The organism is Tunturiibacter empetritectus (genome assembly GCF_013410875.1).
Classification (GTDB): Bacteria; Acidobacteriota; Terriglobia; order Terriglobales; family Acidobacteriaceae; genus Edaphobacter; species Edaphobacter empetritectus.
The window spans coordinates 340,816-362,493 of the sequence record NZ_JACCCU010000002.1; the positions used below are offsets into that span (position 1 = coordinate 340,816).

At 55.9% G+C, this 21,678-nt stretch carries 17 protein-coding genes and 1 tRNA gene; 8 read left to right on the forward strand and 10 right to left on the reverse strand.

Going from position 1 to position 21,678, the window contains the following annotated elements; genetic code table 11:
• Positions 1-49: 49 nt before the first annotated feature.
• From polA to HDF08_RS13635, 3 genes are all read right to left on the reverse strand, one after another.
• A complete protein-coding gene (polA, locus tag HDF08_RS13625) occupies positions 50-2,887 on the reverse strand; it encodes a DNA polymerase I (protein WP_179639216.1) in 2,838 nt (945 codons plus the stop codon).
• A gap of 283 nt (positions 2,888-3,170) precedes the next feature.
• On the reverse strand, positions 3,171-4,265 hold the full coding sequence (gene queA / locus HDF08_RS13630; protein ID WP_218884700.1) for a tRNA preQ1(34) S-adenosylmethionine ribosyltransferase-isomerase QueA: 1,095 nt from the start codon (positions 4,263-4,265) through the stop codon (positions 3,171-3,173).
• Positions 4,266-4,378: 113 nt separating this feature from the next.
• Positions 4,379-5,023 (reverse strand): lysophospholipid acyltransferase family protein, encoded by a 645-nt coding sequence (locus HDF08_RS13635; protein WP_373563190.1) that lies wholly within the window; start codon positions 5,021-5,023, stop codon positions 4,379-4,381.
• Positions 5,024-5,448: 425 nt separating this feature from the next.
• On the opposite strand from HDF08_RS13635, the gene HDF08_RS13640 reads away from it, so the two are divergent.
• Positions 5,449-6,831: an outer membrane beta-barrel protein gene (locus HDF08_RS13640; protein ID WP_218884702.1), complete on the forward strand. Its 1,383-nt coding sequence runs from the start codon at positions 5,449-5,451 to the stop codon at positions 6,829-6,831.
• A gap of 24 nt (positions 6,832-6,855) precedes the next feature.
• Here the strand turns inward: HDF08_RS13640 and HDF08_RS13645 are convergent, their stop codons facing one another.
• Positions 6,856-7,170, reverse strand: a complete 315-nt coding sequence (locus tag HDF08_RS13645) for a helix-turn-helix domain-containing protein (RefSeq protein WP_257031123.1) — start codon at positions 7,168-7,170, stop codon at positions 6,856-6,858.
• A gap of 72 nt (positions 7,171-7,242) precedes the next feature.
• Between HDF08_RS13645 and HDF08_RS13650 the strand changes: the two genes are divergently transcribed.
• Positions 7,243-7,608 (forward strand): VOC family protein, encoded by a 366-nt coding sequence (locus HDF08_RS13650; protein ID WP_179639219.1) that lies wholly within the window; start codon positions 7,243-7,245, stop codon positions 7,606-7,608.
• 8 nt (positions 7,609-7,616) lie between these two features.
• Here the strand turns inward: HDF08_RS13650 and HDF08_RS13655 are convergent, their stop codons facing one another.
• Positions 7,617-8,861, reverse strand: a complete 1,245-nt coding sequence (locus HDF08_RS13655; protein WP_179639220.1) for an ABC transporter permease — start codon at positions 8,859-8,861, stop codon at positions 7,617-7,619.
• A complete protein-coding gene (locus tag HDF08_RS13660) occupies positions 8,854-9,798 on the reverse strand; it encodes an ABC transporter ATP-binding protein (protein ID WP_179639221.1) in 945 nt (314 codons plus the stop codon). The genes HDF08_RS13655 and HDF08_RS13660 overlap by 8 nt, the downstream gene beginning before the upstream one ends.
• A 166-nt stretch (positions 9,799-9,964) precedes the next feature.
• Here HDF08_RS13660 and HDF08_RS13665 point away from each other — a divergent pair, with 166 nt between their 5' ends.
• Positions 9,965-10,159, forward strand: a complete 195-nt coding sequence (locus HDF08_RS13665) for a DUF1059 domain-containing protein (protein ID WP_179639222.1) — start codon at positions 9,965-9,967, stop codon at positions 10,157-10,159.
• 4 nt (positions 10,160-10,163) lie between these two features.
• Here the strand turns inward: HDF08_RS13665 and HDF08_RS13670 are convergent, their stop codons facing one another.
• Positions 10,164-11,396, reverse strand: a complete 1,233-nt coding sequence (locus HDF08_RS13670; RefSeq protein WP_257031124.1) for an MFS transporter — start codon at positions 11,394-11,396, stop codon at positions 10,164-10,166.
• Positions 11,397-11,488: 92 nt separating this feature from the next.
• On the opposite strand from HDF08_RS13670, the gene HDF08_RS13680 reads away from it, so the two are divergent.
• Positions 11,489-14,053 (forward strand): ATP-dependent DNA helicase RecG, encoded by a 2,565-nt coding sequence (locus HDF08_RS13680; protein WP_373563191.1) that lies wholly within the window; start codon positions 11,489-11,491, stop codon positions 14,051-14,053.
• Positions 14,054-14,193: 140 nt separating this feature from the next.
• Here the strand turns inward: HDF08_RS13680 and HDF08_RS13685 are convergent, their stop codons facing one another.
• Both HDF08_RS13685 and HDF08_RS13690 read right to left on the reverse strand, forming a co-directional pair.
• On the reverse strand, positions 14,194-14,643 hold the full coding sequence (locus HDF08_RS13685; protein ID WP_179639223.1) for a response regulator: 450 nt from the start codon (positions 14,641-14,643) through the stop codon (positions 14,194-14,196).
• A gap of 660 nt (positions 14,644-15,303) precedes the next feature.
• Complete coding sequence (locus HDF08_RS13690; protein WP_179639224.1) at positions 15,304-16,272, reverse strand: PhzF family phenazine biosynthesis protein; 969 nt, start codon at positions 16,270-16,272, stop codon at positions 15,304-15,306.
• Between the two features lie 321 nt (positions 16,273-16,593).
• Here HDF08_RS13690 and HDF08_RS13695 point away from each other — a divergent pair, with 321 nt between their 5' ends.
• Positions 16,594-17,250 (forward strand): peroxiredoxin, encoded by a 657-nt coding sequence (locus HDF08_RS13695; RefSeq protein ID WP_179639225.1) that lies wholly within the window; start codon positions 16,594-16,596, stop codon positions 17,248-17,250.
• A gap of 46 nt (positions 17,251-17,296) precedes the next feature.
• Positions 17,297-17,372: transfer RNA gene (locus HDF08_RS13700), tRNA-Cys, on the forward strand.
• Between the two features lie 85 nt (positions 17,373-17,457).
• Here the strand turns inward: HDF08_RS13700 and HDF08_RS13705 are convergent.
• Positions 17,458-18,444, reverse strand: coding sequence for a hypothetical protein (locus HDF08_RS13705; RefSeq protein ID WP_179639226.1), 987 nt, complete (start codon positions 18,442-18,444; stop codon positions 17,458-17,460).
• Between the two features lie 1,194 nt (positions 18,445-19,638).
• Between HDF08_RS13705 and HDF08_RS13710 the strand changes: the two genes are divergently transcribed.
• Positions 19,639-20,121 carry a nuclear transport factor 2 family protein gene (locus HDF08_RS13710; RefSeq protein WP_373563193.1) on the forward strand — a complete coding sequence of 161 codons (483 nt, stop codon included), beginning with the start codon at positions 19,639-19,641 and terminating at the stop codon, positions 20,119-20,121.
• Between the two features lie 141 nt (positions 20,122-20,262).
• Positions 20,263-21,642 (forward strand): FAD-containing oxidoreductase, encoded by a 1,380-nt coding sequence (locus tag HDF08_RS13715; protein ID WP_179639227.1) that lies wholly within the window; start codon positions 20,263-20,265, stop codon positions 21,640-21,642.
• Positions 21,643-21,678 lie beyond the last annotated feature (36 nt).

Below are 21,678 nucleotides of genomic sequence, written 5' to 3' on the forward strand. Positions count from 1 at the left end.
CGACGCGATCAGCACAGCGTGTTGATGCTTATGCAGAGACAAAAGAGTGCTATTTTATGTCGCGCCAGTTAGGCCCAACGCCCACATCGGCAACAATCGGAATGGAGAACTCGGCAACATGCTCCATCTCCTGCTTCACCAGTTCCTGAAGTTCTTGGACCTCTTCCGGTACTACGTCAAAGAGCAGCTCGTCATGAACCTGCAGCGTCATCTGTGATTTCAACCTGCGATCCCGAATAATCTGATCAATCTTGAGCATTGCTAGTTTGATGAGGTCAGCAGCAGTGCCTTGGAGCGGCGTATTAATCGCAGTCCGCTCAGCGAATCCACGCATGTTCGGGTTGCGAGATTGAATATCCGGGATCGGTCGAATTCGGCCAAAGTGCGTCTTCACCGATTGATCTCGACGCACTGTCTCGAGTGTCTCTTCAATGAAGCGCTGCACGCCTTTGTACCGGTCAAAATACGTCTCAATGTAGGTCTTGGCAGTCTTCTGATCGATGTTTAACTGCGCCGCAAGTCCAAACGGACTAATGCCATACACGATCCCAAAATTGACAGCCTTGGCACGAGCGCGTGTCTCCTTATCCATCGTCGCTGCGTCAACGCCAAACACCTCGCTCGCGGTCAGAGTATGAATATCCTTGCCGGTTCGATAGGCATCAAGCAACAAAGGGTCCTGTGAGAAGTGGGCCATCAGGCGCAGTTCGATCTGCGAATAGTCTGCCGACATCAGCACATTTCCCGGAGCAGGAATAAAGGCAGCGCGAATCTCGCGGCCTAGAGCAGTGCGAACAGGAATGTTCTGCAGGTTTGGATTCGTGCTGGAGAGGCGGCCAGTCGCCGTACCGACTTGATTGAAGGTGGTATGAACACGTCCCAACGAATCGGTAAGCTGTGGAAGCGAGTCGATATAGGTCGATTTGAGCTTCGCGAGTTGACGATACTCGAGCACAAGAGCTGGAACGGCATGATGTTCCGCAAGCTCCTCCAAAACATCCTGAGCCGTAGAGACGACTTTGCCCTTGCCATACTTCATCGGCTTGGGAAGAAGCATCTTGTTAAAGAGAACCTCGCCGAGTTGTTTGGGCGAGTTGATATTGAAACGATGGCCGGAATCCGCATAAATGCGCTCGGCAAGATTATCGATATCAACAGCAAGCCGAGAGGACATCTCACCAAGAACCGCGGAGTCAATCCGGACACCAGCCTGCTCCATCCGCAACAGAACAGAAACCAGCGGCAGATCCATCGTCTCGTAGATATGCGTCAGATGCGCGGATTCAATTTGACTGCGAAGCGTGCCGGAGAGGCGATGGATCGCATTGGCCGCTTCGGGCAGCAGGTTGGCAATCTCGCTCTCAGTCGGCGTCTTTGAGGCAGGGCTTAGGGCGCGATCGGTAAACCGGGCCGTAACGTCTGGAAGAGTGTGAGAGCCATGCGTCGGGTTGACGAGGTAGCTGTAAAGCATGACGTCATCGCGAACTCCGGCCAGGTCGATCCTGTGAGGCTCGAGCGCCCGAAGGACCGCTTTGAGGTCGTGGGCGTGCTTCGGAAGGGTCGGATCTTCCAGCGCCTCTCTCAAACCAGGCGCGTGAAGAGAGACGACTATGGCGAAATCAGCAGATGTCGTTAAACCAATCTGGAAAACTGATGCACCTGTCGAAACCTTAGGCTCCGGACTCTTTGGCTCCGGAGTTTCAAAGAGTGACATGGATTGCGATGGGGGCGGCTCGGGCTCAGTCTCTTGCTCTGTGGACAAATCCGTGGCGACCTCTTCTGCAAGAGCCCGGGCATCCTCAAAAACAGCCACAGTCAAACCATTGACTCTTCCGGAAAGATCAATGGAACGAGCATCAGCAAGTAGCGCCGCTATCTGCTCCGGTGTAGGTTGCAGATTGTAGGTAAGGGGAGCGTTGGACGTAGAAGGAGCAAGCTCCTTCAGCAAAGTTGTGAACTCGAGTTCCGAGAAAAGTTCGCGGCATGCAGCATTGTCTGGCGCCTGGGTAAGCATATCGTCCAGTTCATATTCGATAGGCACGCCAGTGTGAATCGTCACGAGTTCCTTGGAGAGGAGAATATTGTCGCGATTGTTTTGCAGTGATTCCCGATACGTCTTTCGCTTTACTTCATCCGCGCGATCAAGTGCGGCCTCGACGGTGCCGAACTGCTGAATTAGCTCGACCGAGCCTTTATCGCCGATGCCCGGCGCCCCAGGAATGTTATCGATAGAGTCGCCGCGCAGAGCCATCACATCAATGACACGTTCTGGCAGGACACCAAGCGCAGCCTCAACACCCGCACTGTCGAGAATGAGGTTGTCCTTCGTTGGATTGAGAATCAACACGTCTTCATTGACGAGCTGCATCATATCCTTATCGGACGAGACTACGTAGACCTTGTGGCCCAGAGCAGAGAGCTTGCAAGACAGTGTTCCTATTACGTCGTCCGCCTCGAATCCCTCGTAACTAAGAATTGGGATGCGAAAGGCTTCAAGGGCACGGCGAATGAAGGGAAGCTGTTGTGCAAGGTCCGCTGGCATCTCTGTTCGGTTGGCTTTGTAGCCAAGATAATCGGTCTCTTCAAACTGCTGGGTCTTGATATTGAACTTCTTCACCGACTTCATCTCGCGAGCACGCTCGTCGCGGAAGACCGGACCGGACAGGTCGTAGACGGCAGCAAGATAGTGAGGAGAAAAGTCTTTGCGAAGCTTGTTGATCATATTCACGAAGACATAGGTCGCCGCCGTGGGAATGCCGCTCCGGGTGGACATAGGGCGCTGACGTTGCATCGCGTGGTATGCGCGGAAGATAAAAGCCATGCTGTCCAGAAGGTAGATCGGGGGCTTCTGCTCGGAAGATGCTTTGGTGTCGGGTGTCTTTGCCATGCTGTCTGATGGTAGCGCGTTGCAGCTGGACATGTGACCGCCCAAGATGGGCCGCCGCCTCAGTTCTCAAAAAAATAAAGTTGAATATCGTGGCATGTTTTTCGACCCTGATTTAAGTGCGGTTTCTCACCACGTTCTACCACGCACTTCACCACGTTCTACCATGCAAAAAACCACGTCGTGCACACCACTTTTTCCAAAAACCCCCTGCAAAAACCACTTTAGGGCCCAGAAAACCACACTCAATTTTTCTTAGAATAAAACCAGTCTTAATGCAGGCAACCTAAAGAAGAAGCATGCAGTCGCCATAACTGAAAAAGCGGTACCTCTGCTCGACGGCGTGAGCATAAGCTGCGAGTACCGCTTCCCTTCCGCCAGCAGCGCCCGCAAAGGCGCTAACCAGCATAAGCAACGTAGATTGTGGAAGATGGAAGTTTGTCAGCAGACCGCTCACAATCTTGAACTTATAGCCAGGACTGATGAAGATGCTCGTCTGGCCCGAGTGAGGTTCAAGAAAACTTCCTGCAGACATCTGGGCGCAATGTTCAAGCGTACGGGTTGTGGTGGTGCCAGCCGCGATGATGCGACGGCCTTCACTAACTGCGGAGTTGATGGCCTCCGCGGTCGTCGCAGGCAGCGTGTAGTGTTCGGCGTGGAGGCGGATATCCTCAATGTTTTCAGCACGAACTGGCTGAAACGTTCCCAATCCCACGTGCAGGGTGATGGTCTCGATCTGGATGCCGTTTTGCTTGAGTTGGGCCAGGATTTCCGGGGTGAAGTGGAGGCCGGCGGTAGGGGCGGCAGCGCTGCCTGATTCTTGGGAGAAGACTGTCTGGTAGCGGTCGCGATCGGCATCGCTGTCCTCGCGGTGTATGTACGGGGGGAGCGGCATGTGGCCTATTTTGTTGAGGATGGCGTTGAAGTCAGGCGTGGGAGAGAAACGGAGGGTACGTTCGCCGAATTCGGAGGCGGAGATGATCTCCGCTTCCAGCAAGGGTTTCGCTTCGTTGGGGGCGTGGAAGAGGAGGCGTTCGCCAAGCTGAATCTTGCGGCTCGGGCGGACGAGGGCGATCCAATCGTTGGCGGCAAGTTGCTGGGTTAGAAGGACTTCGATGCGACCTGTGGGATCGGGGGAGCTGTGTTGGGTTTGTTGGCTGCGGGCGCGGGTGGCGTAGAGGCGGCCCGGTAAAACACGGCTGTCATTGAGGATAAGGAGGTCGCCGGGTTGGAGAATTTGGGGTAGATTGCGAAAAAAATTGTCGTGGTACTGGCCGGTGATCCGGTCGAAGAGGAGCATGCGGCTGGAGCCGCGAATCGCCGGTGGGGACTGGGCTATCAGCTCTTCGGGCAGGTCGAAATTGAAGTCGGATACGAGCAAATCTATGTCGATTTTTGTGGTGAAAACGTGGTGAGTTGTGTGGTGAAACGTGATGACAACGTGGTGTTTTGCATGGTGAATTTTGACGACGAAAATACGCCAACTTTTCAACTTTATTTTAGGGGATTGCTGATTCGGGATTTGGCCAGCTCGACCGCGCGATCAAGAGCGGCCTGAACGGCTTCCTCGTTGGCGGTCGTCAGCAGGGGCCAGCCTATGAAGACTCTTGAGAATGGTTTGGGGATGAGGAAGCGGTCCCAGGAGCGAAGCTGCCAGGCTCGCTCGGGGAGGACGTAAAAGGTTCCGACCGGACTTTCGACGAGCTGGGCGAGTTGGGTGACGCCCGGTTTGGCGATCATGGCGGGGCCGCGGGGGCCGTCGGCCGTGATGGCGCAGTAGTGACCGTCGAGATAAGCCTTGTGCATGTTGCGCAGGCCTAGGGAGCCTGACCGCGAGCTGGAACCTCGAATGGCCATGTAGCCGAGGCGCTCGACGGTGCGGGCGATGAGTTCGCCATCGAAGCTGGGGCTGATGAGAATGGCGATGTCGTGGTTGCGGAAGTGCCAAGCGCTGGTAAGCAGGCAGCGGTGCCAGAAGGCGTAGACGGCTGGGGGGGGGGCGTCGAAGCCAAGGGGTGCGCCAGGGTCGCGGACGTCTTCGAAGCGAAGGGTCATGCCGAGGACGTGTATGGTCGCGCTCGCGAGGCGGGGGACGATGGCGAGGGCGAGGCGTTGCTTGAGGGTGTAGGTGGAGGCCACTTCGTTTAGTTTACCTATGAGATGCGATGCAAGGCATCTGTCCTGCCGGACAGGCCTCCTGCGCGGAGGGCGGGCGTTCGCACGCTTTTTTAAAGCTTCGCGTGGTCTTCCCGTTGGTCGGAATCATCATCCTCGCGACCAACGGGAGCGCCAGGCGAAGCGGTATACAAGTCACGAAGTGACCGCCTCCCGCGCAGGGAGCCCATCCGGCAGGACATAGTCTCAGAAAAAGACTTGAGAAGAAGTGATGCCCTTTACGATCAATTTACTGCAAACGTGTTTTGCTTAACGCGTTTGCGAGAGGCGTGCCTATGCGTTGCTTCAATCGACTTATCCTTTTTTCTCTTTTCCTTGTTGTCTTCTCGGGATTTGAAGCAGCCGCGCAGACAACGACGACTGCGCCTACAAATGCCGACGTTCAAGAATTGAGGCAGACAGTGCGCGATCTGGCGCAGCGTGTGAGCGCGCTGGAGGCGGAGTTGCACAAGGAGCAACGGGTGACAACGACGGAAGTGGCGACGCTGAGGCCGGCTGTGCTGGTTGGCCCTGCTGCGGATGTTCGCAGCAGCGTGGAGAGTGTGTCGAGCAGCAGCGTGGCAGCAACTATACCGTCGTCCACAATAGTGAATACGCAGAGCACTCCAGCACCAATCTCTCCCGTCGCTTCGGTCCTTCCGACACAACTGCCCGGCGGAGCTACGCTGAACTACACCTTTGACGGTTACTACGACTACGACTTCAATCATCCGATTGGACGGGTGCAGTATCTGCGGGCCTACGATGTGCTGAGCAATGCGTTCAGCATCAATCAGGCTGACGTCGTGTTTGCGCTCGACCCGGATGTTGCGGCGGGCAGGCGCTACGGAGTCCGGCTGGATCTGCAGTTTGGGCAGGCGACAGAGACGCTGCAGGGCAGTCCGCAGAACGAGCCTCGACCGGATATCTACCGGAATATCTTCCAAGTGTATGGAACATACGTCGTTCCTCTGGGAAAGGGACTGACAGTGGACGTGGGCAAGTGGGCGAGCTCGCTGGGGATTGAAGGCAACTATACGAAGGACCAGGTGAACTACTCGCGATCGTTCTTCTTCAACTATCTGCCGTTCTATCACGCCGGCGTCCGGACCAGCTACAAGGTGAATGACAAGCTGGCGGTGAACTATTGGCTGGTGAATGGAACGGACCAGTCGGAGCCTACGAACTCGTTCAAGGATGAGCTGTTTGGTTTTACGGCTCAACCTGCGAAGAGTGTTCTCTGGAACTTCAACTACTACCTTGGACAAGACCATCCGGATGCCGCGCCGGCCACGAACTGCAATGCGCCGGTGCAGCCTGGGCTGTGTTTGCAGGCGATTACTCCTGCGCCGGATGGCAAGCAGCATATCTTCGACAGCTACGTGACTTGGAACGCTACGCCTAAGCTGGCGTTGTCGCTGGAGGGGGATTATTTGATCTCGCGGGAGTGGGCTAAGGCGGCTCCTGGTGAGTCTTCCGCTCCTTCGCATGTGGATGGCGGGGCGGCTTATGCGCGGTATCAGCTGACGCCGAAGATGGCGCTGGGTGGGCGGACCGAGTATCTGTCGGATCGTGGAGGACTCTTCAGCGGGACGACGCAGGCGCTGAAGGAGTTTACCGGGACCTATGAGTACAAGTTTGGCGATGGATTTTTGACGCGTGTGGAGTATCGACGAGACTGGAGCAACGTGCCGTACTTTTTGACGAACAAGCCTGGGATGCTGTCTTCGAGTCAGCCTACGCTGACTGTGGGGATGGTGTGGTGGGTTGGTGGGAAGCAGGGAGCTTGGTAACTGCAGTGTTGACTGGAGAGTAGATCAGCGTTGGGCTCGCCCCTTCCATGGAAAGAGTGTCTTGTAGGTGGGTAGAGCCGTTGCGTTGTTTTTTTTAGCGGAGAGAAGGCGGCGCTTGATCAGCCAACGCACTGCGCTTTGTGCCGCACTTTTGCTGATGCCGACGTTTTCGGCCAACTCCCGGTAGCCGATCTGTACCTCGGAGCCTCGCTGTTCGGCTTCGGTTGCGAGCCAAAGATAGACCAGGAAGCTGGCTGGGCGGCGATCGTGTCCGACGAGGTCGCGCATAAGAACGTCGATGATGTACGGATCGATCTCGATCATGGCTGTATCAGCCAATACTATAGTTTTACGGAGGCAATTGCATTGGCGCTTCATGTCGCTTTAGTCTGCAGGACAAGGAGAACGGCGATGATTCGAGGCATTAAATTTGTTGGCGTTCCAGTTCGCAATCAGGATGAGGCGTTACGGTTCTGGACAGAGATGGTGGGATGCAAGATTTCGACGGACCAGGAGATGGGTCCAGGACAGCGATGGATTGAGCTTGCCTTCCCTGGGACGGAGACCGGTATTGCGTTATTTACTCCGGAGGGGCACGAAGACCGTGTCGGGACGTTTCAGTCCATCAGCTTCTGGTGCGATGACGTCTTCGCAACGGCCAAGAGCCTGGAGTCGCGTGGCGTGACCTTTGTCCAGGCTCCTCGAAAGGAAGATTGGGGAACGTCGGCGATCTTTGCAGACGCCGATGGAAATCAGTTTGTCCTGTCCAGCCGATAGCTGACCAACTAGCTGTATTTGAGCCAGCGGAGGATCTCGGGGAGGTTGGGTTTTTTGCCGTACATGAGAATGCCTACACGATATATGCGGCTTGCAACCCATAGGATGGCGAGGATGGTCATGCTCATGAGGATGAATGAGAGGCCGATCTGCCAGGGTGGGACGGTGGTGAGGGAGATGCGGAAGTTCATCAGCAGGGGGCTGCAAAAGGGGATGAGCGAGACGACCTGCGCGAGGGTGGAGTTTGGCGCGCGCACGATGACGAAGATCATGAGGAAGCAGAAGGCTAGCGGGATGACGAGGAACATGTTGAGCTGCTGGAGTTCCTGCTCGGAGTTTGTCATGGCGCCGAGAGCGGCGGCGATACTGGAGTAGAGCAGGAAGCCGAAGATGAAGTAGGCGACGAAGAAGATGATCTGCGCGGCGCTGATGAGCGCGTGACCGCTGCCGATGAGGCTGGTTGCGAGGGATGTGGAACCGAGGGCGGCGGCGGCAATCATCCAGACGCCTACTTGCGAGATGCCTACTGCGCCGACGCCAAGGATCTTACCGGCGAGCATCTCGTCAGGCTTGATGGCGGAGAGCATGACCTCGAAGACGCGGCTGCTTTTTTCTTCTATGATGGAGCGTGCGGTGTTCATACCGTAGAGCATGATGACCATGTACATGAGGAAGAAGAGGAGATAGGCGGCACCGAAGGCGGCGCGGCTGTCGCCGGTCTTGCTGGTGTCGATGGCGACGGGGGCCATGAGGGCTGCGATGTCGGACGGGCCCATGCCCTGATGGCCGAGGCCTTCGCGGGTGAGCACGTTTTGGATGGCGGTGGAGAGCGTGTCTTCGGTGCTGATGTCCCCGGCTGAGCGTGGGACATAGGTGAAGGTGGGACGCGCGTTCGGCTGCGGGGCGGGCGTTGCGACGAGATAGCCGGTGATGTCTCCTGACTTGCTTTGGAGATTGCGGTCGAGGTTGGCGCGGATCTCGTTGCTGTTGGATGGGGAGGTTGGTGTTAGAACTTCAACCGTCATGCCGCTGTTTTTTCCGGTTTGGAGTTCGTGCTTTAGGTCGGCGGAGAAGGACGTGTCGGCCGAGACGATGGCGAGGTGGGCGGAGGATTTGGTACGGGAGGCGAGATAGCCGCTGCCGAAGACGAAGGCTCCCATAAAGAGTGGAATGAGAATGGTGGCGATGAGGAAGGCTTTGGTACGGATGCGCTCGAGGTACTCGCGTTTGGCGATGAGCCAGATGTTATGCATTGACTTTTTCTCCAACGGGGATACCGGTAGATTCCTCGGTGACCTTCTCGATGAAGATCTCTTCGAGTGTCGGCTCCATGACTTCGAAGCGGGTGATGCGGGCGCCGGTGCGGATGGCGTCAGCGAGAAGCGCCTGAGCGTCGGCTCCTTCGTCTCCTGAGCTGCGGAGGCGGATCTCGGCATGGCCTCCGTAGTTCTTCGCGGAGTGAATGGTGGGGTGGTGGAGGAAGGCGTCGTTGCCGGTGAAGTTGATGAGGACGCGGTTGACGGGGTAGCGGGATTTGATCTCGCGCATGGAGCCGGAGAGGACGAGGTGGCTGTTGTGGATGAGGCAGATGTTGTCGCAGATCTTTTCGACCTGGTCCATGCGGTGGGTGGAGAAGAGGATGGTGCGGCCTTGTTTGCGGAGGTCGACGAGTGTGTCCATGAGGAGGACGGCGTTGACGGGATCGAGGCCGCTGAAAGGCTCGTCCATGATGATGAGTTCGGGCTCGTGGAGGAGTGTGGAGATGAACTGGATCTTCTGCTGCATCCCCTTGGAGAGTTCTTCGGTCTTTTTGTCGATGGATGGGGTGATGCCGAGGCGGTCGCACCAGTCGTGGGCGCGCCTGGATGCGGTGGTGGCGTCTAGTCCGCGGAGCTGGCCGAGGAAGATGAGTTGGTCCATGACCTTGATCTTTTTGTAGAGGCCGCGCTCTTCGGGCAGATAGCCGACGCGCTTGAGGAGGTTGCGGTGGAAGGGTTGGCCGAAGAGGCTGACGGTGCCGGAGTCGGGGACCGTGATGCCGATCATCATGCGGATGGAGGAGGTTTTGCCGGAGCCGTTGGGGCCGAGGAGGCCGAACATGCTGCCTGGTTCGATGGTGAAGCTGAGGTCTGCTACGGCGATCTTGGTGTCGTAGGCCTTGCGGACATGTTGCAGTTCTACAATGGGCATGGGTTCTCGTGTTGTGTGTCAGGGCCAGTTTATCAGGGTGAGTTGTAGGTTCCGGCGAGGTTCGATGAGATTGGAAAATCTACTCAGTTGTGCACTGAGGTCAATTGGGAGGGAGTTTGTCTGGAATGAGCTTCGTTGACGCGCATCTGACTTTTCGAGGTGGATTATGGAACAGAGTAATGGGAAGAAGCACTTTCACTGCAAAGATGTCGGGTATGCGTGCGACTGGCAGCTTGAGGGCGATAGTGAAGAAGAAATGCTGCCTGTCATCGAACAGCATGCAGCGGAGGTTCATAATCTGACGCACTTCAAAGAGGAGGCGGTGGAGCATGTGAAGGAGGCAATACGGAGGAATGGCTGAGCGGTTAGAGGATGGATAGCTTTTCGACGATGCGGGCGTCGCGGTGTTTGCGATCTAGTCTGGCAGAGAGGATCGCGAGGAGCAAAGTAACGAGGGTGACGATGATGCTGGCGAGAGGGAGTTGGCGATAGGTGTAGCCGGCGGTGAGCATCATGCCGCCGAGAGAGGCTCCGGTGGCGTTGCCGAAGTTGAAGGCTCCCTGGTTGAGGGTGGAGGCGAGGTTGGGGGCGGCGGCGGCCTGGTCGACGATGCGGGATTGGAGTGGGGCTCCGGCGGCGAATTGGATCGCTCCCCAGATGAGGATCATCGCGATGGCGGGGATGACGTGGGGTTCGGCGTAGTAGAGGGCTGCCAGAGAGGCTAAGAGGGTGAGAAGGGCGCCGATGAGGAAGGCCATGGGGCGCCAGTCGCTGAGGGTGCCGCCGAGGAAGTTGCCTACGGTGATGCCGACGCCGAAGAGGAGCAGCGTGAGGGTGACGGTGTGGGGGGAGACGAGCGTGACGGCTTCGAGGGTTGGGGCGATATAGGTAAAGACGCAGAAGAGCGAGGCTGAGGTGAGAACGCTCATGGCGAGGACGAGCAGGACTTGTGGCTTGCGGAGGACGCGGAACTCGTGGAGGAGACCGCCGGAGCCTGGGGCTTGTTTGGGGACGAGGAAGAAGACTGCAGTTGCGGCTAGGAGGCCTATGGGGACGATGGCCCAGAAGGCGAATCTCCAGCCGTAGGCCTGGCCAAGTGCAGTTCCGGCTGGGACGCCTAGGACGTTGGCGAGGGTGAGGCCTGAGAACATGAGGGCGATCGCCTGGGCACGCTGGTTGCGCGGGACGAGGTTGGCAGCGACGACACTGCCGATGCCGAAGAAGGCTCCGTGGCAGAGGGCGGTGAGGACGCGGGCGGCGAAGAGGAGGTTGTAGGCGGGGGCGATGGCGCATGCCAGGTTGCCGAGGGTGAAGATGCCCATGAGAAGAAGGAGGGCGAGTTTTCGCTCAAGGCGGGCGGTGGCGATGGCTACGATTGGCGCGCCGATGGTGACTGAGAGCGCGTAGCCGGTGACGAGGACGCCGGCCTTGGGAATGCTGACGTGGAAGTCGTCGGCGAGGTTGGGCAGCAGGCCCATGATGATGAACTCGGAGGTGCCGATGCCGAAGGCGGCTACCGCGAGCGCCATCAGCGGCGTGTGCAGCAGGATGTTTTTGCGCTCGGTGGTCGTTACTGAGTTCGCTCCAGAGGCAGACATTCTTTTATTGCAACATATCTTCTGTCAATACTGAAAGGCTGTTGTGGAAGTGCGGGAGTTGGCCCATGGCTGGTTCTTGGTAGCATCGGTCTGTGCTGGAACTTTCTACATCTATCAAGTTTGTGAAGCTCGTGGGAGAGCGGATTGCGGTCGAGCTTGCCAAGCGCGGCGTCGAGACGGTCGAGGATCTGCTGTATCACCTGCCCTTTCGCTACGAAGATCGCCTGAACCCAGTGCCGATGAGTGAGCTGAAGGCAGGGACGATGGCGTCGGTGATCGGCGAGGTGCGTGGGACGGTGCTGCTGCAGACGCGGAACATGCCGTTGTTTGAGATGACGGTGGGACAGGGGCTCAACACGGTGAAGTGCATGTGGTTTCGCGGGACCTATTTGAGAGACAAATTTCATGTGGGGCAGATGGTTGCGCTATATGGCAAGCTTGAACCTTCGCGGAGCAGCGCGGGAAAGTTCAAGATGATTCAGCCGCAGTTTGAGATTCTGCCTTCGGGGGCTGGTGCGGATGCTGAGTTTTCCATGCTCGAGGTTGGGCGGATTGTGCCGGTGTATGAGTCGCTTGGGGGCACTACGGCGTGGGGGGCGAAGCTGGGGTCGAAGTGGCTTCGGCGGGTGATCTGGGCCCTCTTTGAGGAGTTGGAGGGCGGGGAGAAGCTTAAAGCAGATTCCTCCGCTGCGCTGCGGAATGACAAGCAAAAGAACGAACTACACCAGGAACAAGAGCAAAAACAACAACAAAAGCAAAGGCAACAGGTGGCGGGTGCGAGCAGTGTACATCCCACCCATCACGGTGAGACTGCGATGAATGGGGCACCCGGGCTGCGTGGGCCGCGAGAGAACGGAGTGGTTGAGACCTTGCCAGGGGCGATGCTTAAGCGGCTCTCGTTTCCTGAGCGGCTGAAGGCTCTGAAGGCTGTGCATTTTCCTGAAGCCGGGACGCCGATGGTGGAGCTGATGTCGGCGACAACGCCTGGACATCGCCGGTTGATCTTCGAAGAGTTTTTCTATCTTGAGCTGGGACTGGAGTTGAAGCGGCGGCGCATGAGGGAGCGCGAAGGCACTGCGTTTGTGACGAATGTGAAGGTGCGGGAGGCGATCAAGCAGGTGCTTCCCTTCCATCCGACGGCGGCGCAGAAGCGCGTGCTGGGCGAGATTGCGAGCGATATGCGCAGGCCGCAGCCGATGCGGAGATTGCTGCAGGGCGATGTGGGATCAGGCAAGACGATCGTCGCGATGCAGGCTGCGCTGGTTGCTATTGAGAACGGCTACCAGACGGCTCTGATGGCACCGACGGAGATTCTGGCAACGCAGCATTATCTCTCCGCGAGGAAGCTGCTGGGGGATGTGCTGTCTCCACGCACGGGAAAGCCTTATCGGGTGACCCTTTTGACGGGATCGCTCGATGAGGCGACGAAACGGGAGGCGCGGGGAAGAATCTTTCGCGGCGAGACCGATCTTGCGATTGGGACTCATGCGCTGATTGAAGATAAAGTTGATTTCGAAAATCTGGGCCTCGTGATCGTCGATGAACAGCACAGGTTCGGCGTACAGCAACGATTTCGATTGATGAAGAAGTCGGGCGCGCTTGATCCAGATGTGCTGGTGATGACGGCTACGCCAATTCCTCGAACGCTTGCTCTGACGTTATACGGCGATCTTGATGCAAGTGTGATCGATGAGCTACCGCCGGGGCGAACGCCGATTGTAACCAGACGAACGACGGAGGAACGTGCGGAGGACGTGTGGGCTTTTGTGCGCAAGCAGGTAGAGGCGGGACGGCAGGCATACATCGTGTATCCAGTGATTGAAGGTGCGAAGGATGACCAACCGGAGTTGGATTTTCCGCAGGATATTGAACCGGACGAGGCGAACGCAAGCGTAAAAGCAAAAGCGGATTCCTCCGCTGCGTTGCGGAATAACAACAAAGAAACAACGGCGAGGAAGAAGACGACGGACGTAAAGGGAGGAAGTGCAAAGGTCAAGCGCACGAAGTCTTCTGTGAAGATGGAGAAGTTATTTGAGCCGAAGAGGGCGCTTCGAGCAGCGACGGATATGTATGAGGAGCTTCGGCAGGGGCCTCTGAGCGGGCTGCGGCTGGGGCTGCTGCATGGGCGGTTGAGCGCGGACGACAAGGATGTGACGATGCGGCGGTTCCAGCGGGGAGATCTTGACGTGCTGATTGCGACGACTGTGATCGAAGTGGGCGTCGATGTCCCGAACGCTTCGGTGATGGTGATCGAACATGCCGAACGGTTTGGGTTGGCGCAGATGCATCAGCTGCGCGGCCGTGTTGGGCGTGGAGCGGCGAAGAGCTTCTGCGTGTTGATGACAGGCGGAAGGGTGAGCGAGCAGGCTGAGGCCAGGCTGGATGCGATGGTACGTACGCAGAATGGTTTTGAACTAGCCGAGCTTGATCTGCAGCAACGCGGGCCTGGAGAGTTTTTTGGAACGCGCCAGGCTGGTATGCCGGAGTTCAGGGTTGCAAATCTGATACGCGACCGAGAGCTGCTGGAGTTGGCGAAGACGGAGGCTGGGCGCTTTGCGTCGGAGCCTGATCCATCCGTTTTGAGTGAAGAGAAGGACGCTGTGTGGGTGCGGCTGAAGATGCAGTGGCAGAGAAAGTACGGGTTAGTGGAAGCCTAATTCTTTGGACGTTCCCTGCAGGGTTGGAGACCGTTAGAACGGATTGCTGCCGGTGTAGGAAGGCAACCGCAGATTCCCTTCGGGAATGACAAGCAAAAAAAATACAGGTTCTACGCAAACTGCTACTTGATCCAGTGGCTCTAGCTTGCTGTGGCGTGGGTGAAGGAACCAAGCTGTGGCGACTGCGAGGTTGACGCAACGACGGTCTTCTTTGGGCCCCGCTTACGTGCGACGAGGACCCTGATACGTTCGATCATCTCCGCGGGGGACGAAGCGCCTTTCGGGAGGAAGACATCGGCGTGAACGGCTCGATCGAAGGCATTGACGGTACCGGAGACGATCATCGCGGGCAAGCCGGGATGGAGTTGCTTGGCGCGGCGGACGAGTTCGTTGCCGTCCATCTGCGGCATGATGAGATCGCAGAGGATGAGATCGAGCGTGCCGGGAAGATATTGATCAAGGACGGCGAGCGCCTCCTGCGCGCTGTGGGCAGCGACGACGCGATAGCCACGAGTTTCGAGGAGGAAGGTGCGGACGGAGAGAATTTGTTCGTTGTCATCTACGCAGAGAATCGTCTTCTTGGGGCGCATGCAGTCTCTCTTCTGCCGGACACCACCTTGTGGTGGCTCGCGGCCGATGGGCCAGTCTGACGCGTCTGGTGGTTTGCAGACGGGCCGGTCTGGTGGTGTTCAAAACTTCCCCGTGGTTCGGCCGGATGCGGCTCTCAGCGCGTAGTGGGTCCACCGCTCCCGAAGTGGAGAAGACGGAATGAGCAAGGCTCTCCAGTCTGCTCCACGAGGGATCAGGGCCATCTGTCCAGCGAGCGAAGCTGCCGAACCGCGGGGTGCGAGAGAGGCTGTAGGCCGACGCAGGTTGCCACGCGGCTCCGAGAGCGCAGAGAGTCCCTCTGCTGCGGATACAGTGGGTGTCGATGCCGGAGATACTGGCATCGACCTCACTGCGCGTGCAGACAGTAAGATTGCGCTGGGGAGTCGCGACTGCGGGGCAGTCGAGCTTCTCTCAACTCAAATTGTCAGAAAACAGGCGAAAGCAAATCATCTCCAACGACGCTTCCTGTTTCAGGCAACGCCGTCGTCAACGCTTTCCAACAGTACGAATGAGTGGGGGAGTTGGCAAGCGGCGAAGTTTGGGCGAAGACTCGCAATATTAGAGCTTGCACATCCACCGATGCTCGGAAGGGGCTGTATTCATTGGCGATTCATGATGGGTCCCTGTTGAAATCGAGTGCATCACGGCAGGAAAAAGCGTCCCGTTGCAACAGGAATGGTGCGGCCACCGACAAACACTTTCGTGACGATGCCGTCCTCGATTGCTGCGCTGACATGGATGCGGCTGGGACGAAGCATCTCGATTCCCTGTTCGATGACGAGTTGTTGTCCGCTGGCGGCGAGGCCATGACGGACGAGGTAGGCGATGGTGCATCCGGAGGCAGAGCCGGTCGCAGGATCTTCGCCGGAGTCGAACTGCATGCGTGCGTGCCAATGTGCTGTTGAGTTCTCATTAGCGGGAGTAATGCAGTGGAAGAACTTTGCGCCGATGCGGTCAAGAAATTGACGAGAGCTTTGCGAGGGGAGGATATGGAGGCGGCCGGCAACCTCGAGCGATCGCAAGGGGACGACGCAGAACGCCATGCCGGTGGAGATGACCTGCGCGGGGAGATGCGGATCCAAGTCTTCAATGGAGAGACTGAGTGCGGCGGCCAAGGCTGCACGGTCGTCGGGAGTGTTGAGAACTTTGCCAAAGGTTGGATCGTTCTGTCGCATCGTCCCGAAGGCTCCGATCTCTTGTGGCTGCGGAGCCTGGAAACGAACAGGGATTGGACCGATTCCAAGATCAAGAGTGATCTGATCTGCGCCGCGAAAGGTTGGATGATTCCAATAGAGCCAGCTGGCCGTGCCAAGGGTTGGGTGGCCAGCGAAGGGAACCTCTTCGGTGGTGAGGAAGATGCGGACCTGGACGCCGCGTTCGCGTTCGATCTCCGGTGCTCGGGGCATGATGAAGGTGGTTTCACTGAGGTTGGTCTCGCGGGCCAGGGCCTGCATCTCGTCGAGGGTGAGACCGCGAGCGTCGGTAAAGATGGAGAGCGCGTTGCCTTCGAGGGGGCGTTCGGCGAAGACGTCAACCTGGGCAAAGTCGAAGGTGCGAGAGGTCGAGGGGAGTGCTGCTGTGGATGTAACAGCGGGGCTCTGATTTGACATGGGTGCTCCTCGGAAGTATCTTTTGAAAAGACCGCGATAGGGCGAACCGGCCTCATGCTAGCTTAGCTGGCTGCGGTACAAAACATACAGCGATGACGATGATGCTCAACTCGATGTTCACACTCTGCTGCTGTTGCTGTATCCCAGCGAGGGTGCGTTGATGAGCTAATCGAAGCAGAACATCTTCGAGCAGCACATAGACCCCACCCAAAGCGAATAAGCCGGGTGGGTTTTGCGTTGGGCTCAGCAGATTAGTTCACTTTGGCGCGAAGTTTATCAGGAATTGAAGGATTGGGTGACCCCCAAAGAAGGCGAATCGATATGTCACTTCGCATCAACGATATTGCTCCCGATTTCACTGCCGAAACTACCCAGGGCACGATTCATTTCCATGAATGGATTGGTGACAATTGGGCCGTTCTCTTCTCGCACCCGAAGGACTTTACCCCTGTGTGTACCACCGAACTCGGCGCGGTGGCGAATCTAGAGGGCGACTTCGCCAAGCGTGGCGCCAAGGTGATCGGACTCAGTGTGGACCCGGTCGACAACCACGAGAGATGGGCTGCGGATATTGAGGAGGTTGGAGGCGCGAAGGTTAACTATCCCTTGATCGGCGACACGGAGTTGAAGATTGCGAAGCTCTATGACATGCTTGCGGCGGATGCGGGCGAGACCTCAGAGGGGCGAACTCCAGCGAACAATGCGCCGGTGCGCACCGTGTTTGTGATTGGGCCTGATAAAAGGATCAAGCTGACGCTTGCGTATCCGATGACGACGGGCCGCAACTTCGATGAGATTATTCGCGTGCTCGACTCGATGCAGCTGACGTCGAAGCATAAGGTGGCGACGCCGGCGAACTGGAAACAGGGCGAGGAGGTCATCATCACTGGAGCAGTGTCGAATGAGGATGCCGATAAGATCTTCCCTGGCTACAAGACAGTGAAGCCCTATCTCCGTACGGTGGCACAACCGGAGTAGAGTTGGACAAGATCTCCGCTGCACTTCTGTTTTGTAGCGGGCAAGGGCACCGATGGCGAAGTGGTTAACGCGCTGGTCTGCAAAACCAGTATTCCCGGGTTCAAATCCCGGTCGGTGCTCCATAGTTCAATCTCTTGCTTTGCATAGAACCTTAATATCATCGAGGTAAAGACTGAGCATTGTTGAATTCAATAAACTCCTGATGCTCTACTGTGTACCGCTGGGCGATATCACCGATACCAGATCCCCATCTAACATGGGCCCCAATGTCCTCATCTGAGCGTGTGAAGCAAACAGCGCTTTCCTCGTCCACTCCCAATCCCCTTCAGATTTCGGAAGGTAAACAAGATGCTCGCCTGGCTCCTTGATTAAATCCTCATACGATTGAACGATCGTATGGGTAATATTCTGTGTATTCAACATAGTTCGCGTCATAGTATCGTATCCGGTCCCACAGCAAGATTTCTCAAGACTCATAGAGTAAAACATGGCGAATTGTTTCCGGATTTCGGGATCACGGGTGTAGTAGTTGATTGACGCAAAAACATCCCAATTTGCTAGATAAACAGGTTGGCCTTGCCTAGCATGGAGTGCATCTTTGGTCTCATTGGGTAGTACCAACCATTCCAAAACCTTTCTAGTAGTTGCACGTTGACCCTTGATTTTGGCAGCTCCTGAGACCAGTGAAGTAACAAATAGCGCAACCATTACTGCATTTACAATCAGTCGGCGTTTGAATACGATCGACATTCCAATTGCCAAAAGTGACAGGAGCCCAACAACTGCTCCCAAAACAAACCGTGTCTCTAAGACATGTGTCACCAGCACGGCAAGAACGTACCCAAACAAAGGCACCGCTGAGATCAGTATGAGAAATACTAATTCCGCGTTGGGTAACTCGCACTTACCCCTAATCGTTTGATAAATGACTGTACCAATAAGCAGGCCAACCACAAAAATAAGAAGAAGCTGTACATCATTTTTTATACTTTTGCTGATGTTGAGATCACTTATTAACATCCACATATACGAATGGGACACAATATGACCACTAACTGACTTGATGTAGTAGTAGCCGCTGTACTCTGACGCAGCCTTTAGGAAAGGCAGGAGAAATACAACACCCAGCACACCCGCGACAATAGCTGAACACATTTCCCAGTCCGGCTTACGATTCTCTATCTCCCGAAACAACTCGGCCCCACATAAGGGGGCAAGTAGTAGGACAGCATAATAGTGTGTGTTGAGGGCCAATGCGGTAGATAAACTGAGACATAAGAGAGGAATGAGGCGGCTACTTTCTTGTTTTGTTGCGGACTGCCAACTTAGCATCATTAGACCGAGAAACCCGAGCAGCAATCCGTAAGGTCTGCCTTGTCCTGCATACCACTAGGTGCCTGTCATAGAAGATAGCGCAATTGCGAAAAGTGCAGCCCTTTCATTTACCCCTCGACGAACAAAGATAAATAAGCAAACTTGCATGACAATATAGCCAATGAGAGAGGGTATACGGATAGCCATGGCACAAGGGCCAAACCAGTAAATAAACCCGTGGGCTACCAAATGGTAGACGGCTGGATCCAGACATATAGGGTAGTTCCGTTGCACATAAAGCATCCTGGATATGGACCCCACGCTATCGGTCATCAGGATCCCAAACTCGTCACTCCACAGAAGCTCAGCATGTGACCATAGAAGAGATATGATTGCAGTGAGTAAAATAAATGACGATGCCGAAAGTAGTCCCGTTGTAGATTCAAAACCTAAGTAAATCTTTAAACGTTCTATTGGCTTGTTCATTAAGTCTTTCTTGGTCATGGATTATGGAGTCCAAACAGCAACGAGTTTACTACAGTACACTAGGAACATTATGCGTTGTCTCTGGGTAGGCTCTGTGAAATCCTTCCGACGATTCACTACCAGTTGACGTTACATATTCGAGACTGGGCCAGTGGATGCTATATGGTTCTCGTCACTACAAGCCGAACACACATCAGTTCCGCTCTGCGATATTGGCTCGACAGCCTCCCCGTTCGCTTGAATTGGCTTCTACAGCGGATCATGCATCACGGACTCAGCGTGATTACGGGTTTGCCCTTTCAACATCTCCGAGAAGACTGTGGGCTATCAACAGTTTTCGGCAGATAAAATCACCACATTAAAGAAGTTCATACTGTTGGAGCCTGGAAGGCACACCGTTCATATTCCATACTTCCAAGGGTCCACCCTTGCTAGTCTCGTCTCACAGGTCGAGTCTACTGATCGACCATTGAAAGTTTTCAATCCACGCGACTTCCAGCCTCTAGAGAAGAAGAGATAATTGATTGGAATTAAGTGTGTTATTTCGCGACCCCTCGAAAAATTAGCGTAGCTTGAAGGAGCATGAGCATGAGCATGAGCAGTGAATCGACAGTCACACTTGTCCCTCCGTTCACGCAGGAGACGGCAATCCTTAAAGTTCGCAAGGCCGAGGACGGCTGGAACTCGCACGATCCTGAAAAAGTTTGCCTCGCCTATACCGTCGACAGCAAATGGCGCAATCGCTCCGAGTTCGTCAGAGGACGAGAGCAGATCGTTCAGTTTCTCACGCGCAAGTGGCAAAAAGAGCTGGATTATCGGCTCATCAAGGAGCTATGGACCTTTGGGGGCTTCCGCATCGCAGTCCGTTTCGCTTACGAGTCGCATGACGCAGCTAGGCAGTGGTACCGCTCTTACGGCAACGAGAACTGGGAGTTCGACAAAGACGGAGTGATGCATCATCGCTACGCTTGCATCAACGATCTGCCCATCAGGGAGAGTGAGCGTCTTTTTCATTGGCCTCTGGGCCGGCGCCCCGACGACCACCCGGGGCTTACGGAGCTTGGTCTCTAGACTCTAAATTCGATGAACTCTGCTCAGCAGGGTGATGCTGTACGCATTAAATTCTGAGATCTTTGGAAGAAGCCTTCCTGCTGCTTTGCTTGAGGACGCAATTGCGATCATACTTGCTGTTGTGGTTGTCATGAGACTCGCATGAGACAAGACTTCGACGCAATTATTATCGGTGCCGGACAGGCAGGACCATCGCTGGCAGGCCGACTTACGCAAGCTGGCTGGAAGGTCGCCTTCGTCGAGCGCAAGTTGTTCGGGGGTACCTGCGTTAATGTTGGATGCACACCGACCAAAGCTATGGTCGCAAGTGCCCATGCGGCGCACATCGCACGCAGAGGAGGCGACTTCGGAGTTGTGCGTGATGAGCCGGTTCGCGTGGATATGAAAAAAGTCCTGGCTCGCAAGAATGCGATTGTAATGAAGTCACGGACGAGCGTTGAAGGCTGGCTGCGAGGCATGGAGCGGTGCACTGTCTTTACAGGAACAGCGCGCTTCGAGTCTCCGAATGAGATTCGGGTTGGCGAGGAAGTGCTTCATGCTAAAAGTATTTTTCTGAACGTGGGCGGAAGGTCAGCAGTGCCGGATATGCCCGGCATTGGCAAGGTTCCCTTTCTAACCAGCACGACCATCCTCGACCTTGATGAACTGCCGCAACATCTTATCGTCGTTGGAGGGAGCTATGTCGGGTTGGAGTTTGCGCAGATGTATCGCCGCTTCGGCGCTGAGGTAACGGTAGTCGAGCGCAAGCCGCGGCTTGTGCCCAGTGAGGATGAAGACATCTCTTCCGGCGTTCAGGAGATCCTGGAGTCCGAGGGGATTCAGCTTCGCCTTGACGCGAACTGTATTCGGCTCGAAAACGATGGCGAAGAAGTAGCGGTTGGGCTTGATTGTCTTGAGGGCCAACCTAAGGTGGTAGGGTCGCGCATACTTCTTGCGGTTGGAAGGCAACCAAATACCGACGATCTCGGATTATCAGCTGCTGGCGTGCGGACCGATGAACGCGGCTACATCACAGTAGACGATCAACTGCGAACTTCTGTTGTGGGAATCTGGGCGCTTGGAGATTGTAATGGTAGAGGAGCTTTTACTCACACCTCGTACAACGACTTTGAGATCGTCGCGGATAATCTTCTCGAGAATGGCTCGCGCCGCGTAAGTGATCGTATCCCTGTGAGTGCCCTTTACATTGACCCTCCCTTGGCGCAGGTTGGCCTTACTGAAAAGCAGGTGCGAGCGAGTAGGCGCGCGGCATTGATTGGAACTCGTCCGATGACGAAGATTGGCCGGGCCGTGGAAAAAGGAGAGTCGCAGGGTTTCATGAAGGTGCTGGTGGACGCAGAGAGTAAGAAGATTCTGGGAGCTTCCATTTTGGGCACTGGCGGTGACGAGGCTATTCATTGCATCTTGAGCACGATGTACGCAGGCGCTCCGTATACAACCCTCTCGCGCGCGGTCCACATTCATCCAACGGTTTCGGAGCTTATTCCTACGATGCTTCAATCGATGACGCCGCTCCGATGAATGCCATTGAGGGTGTCTCCAGCTCTGAAAAATGCT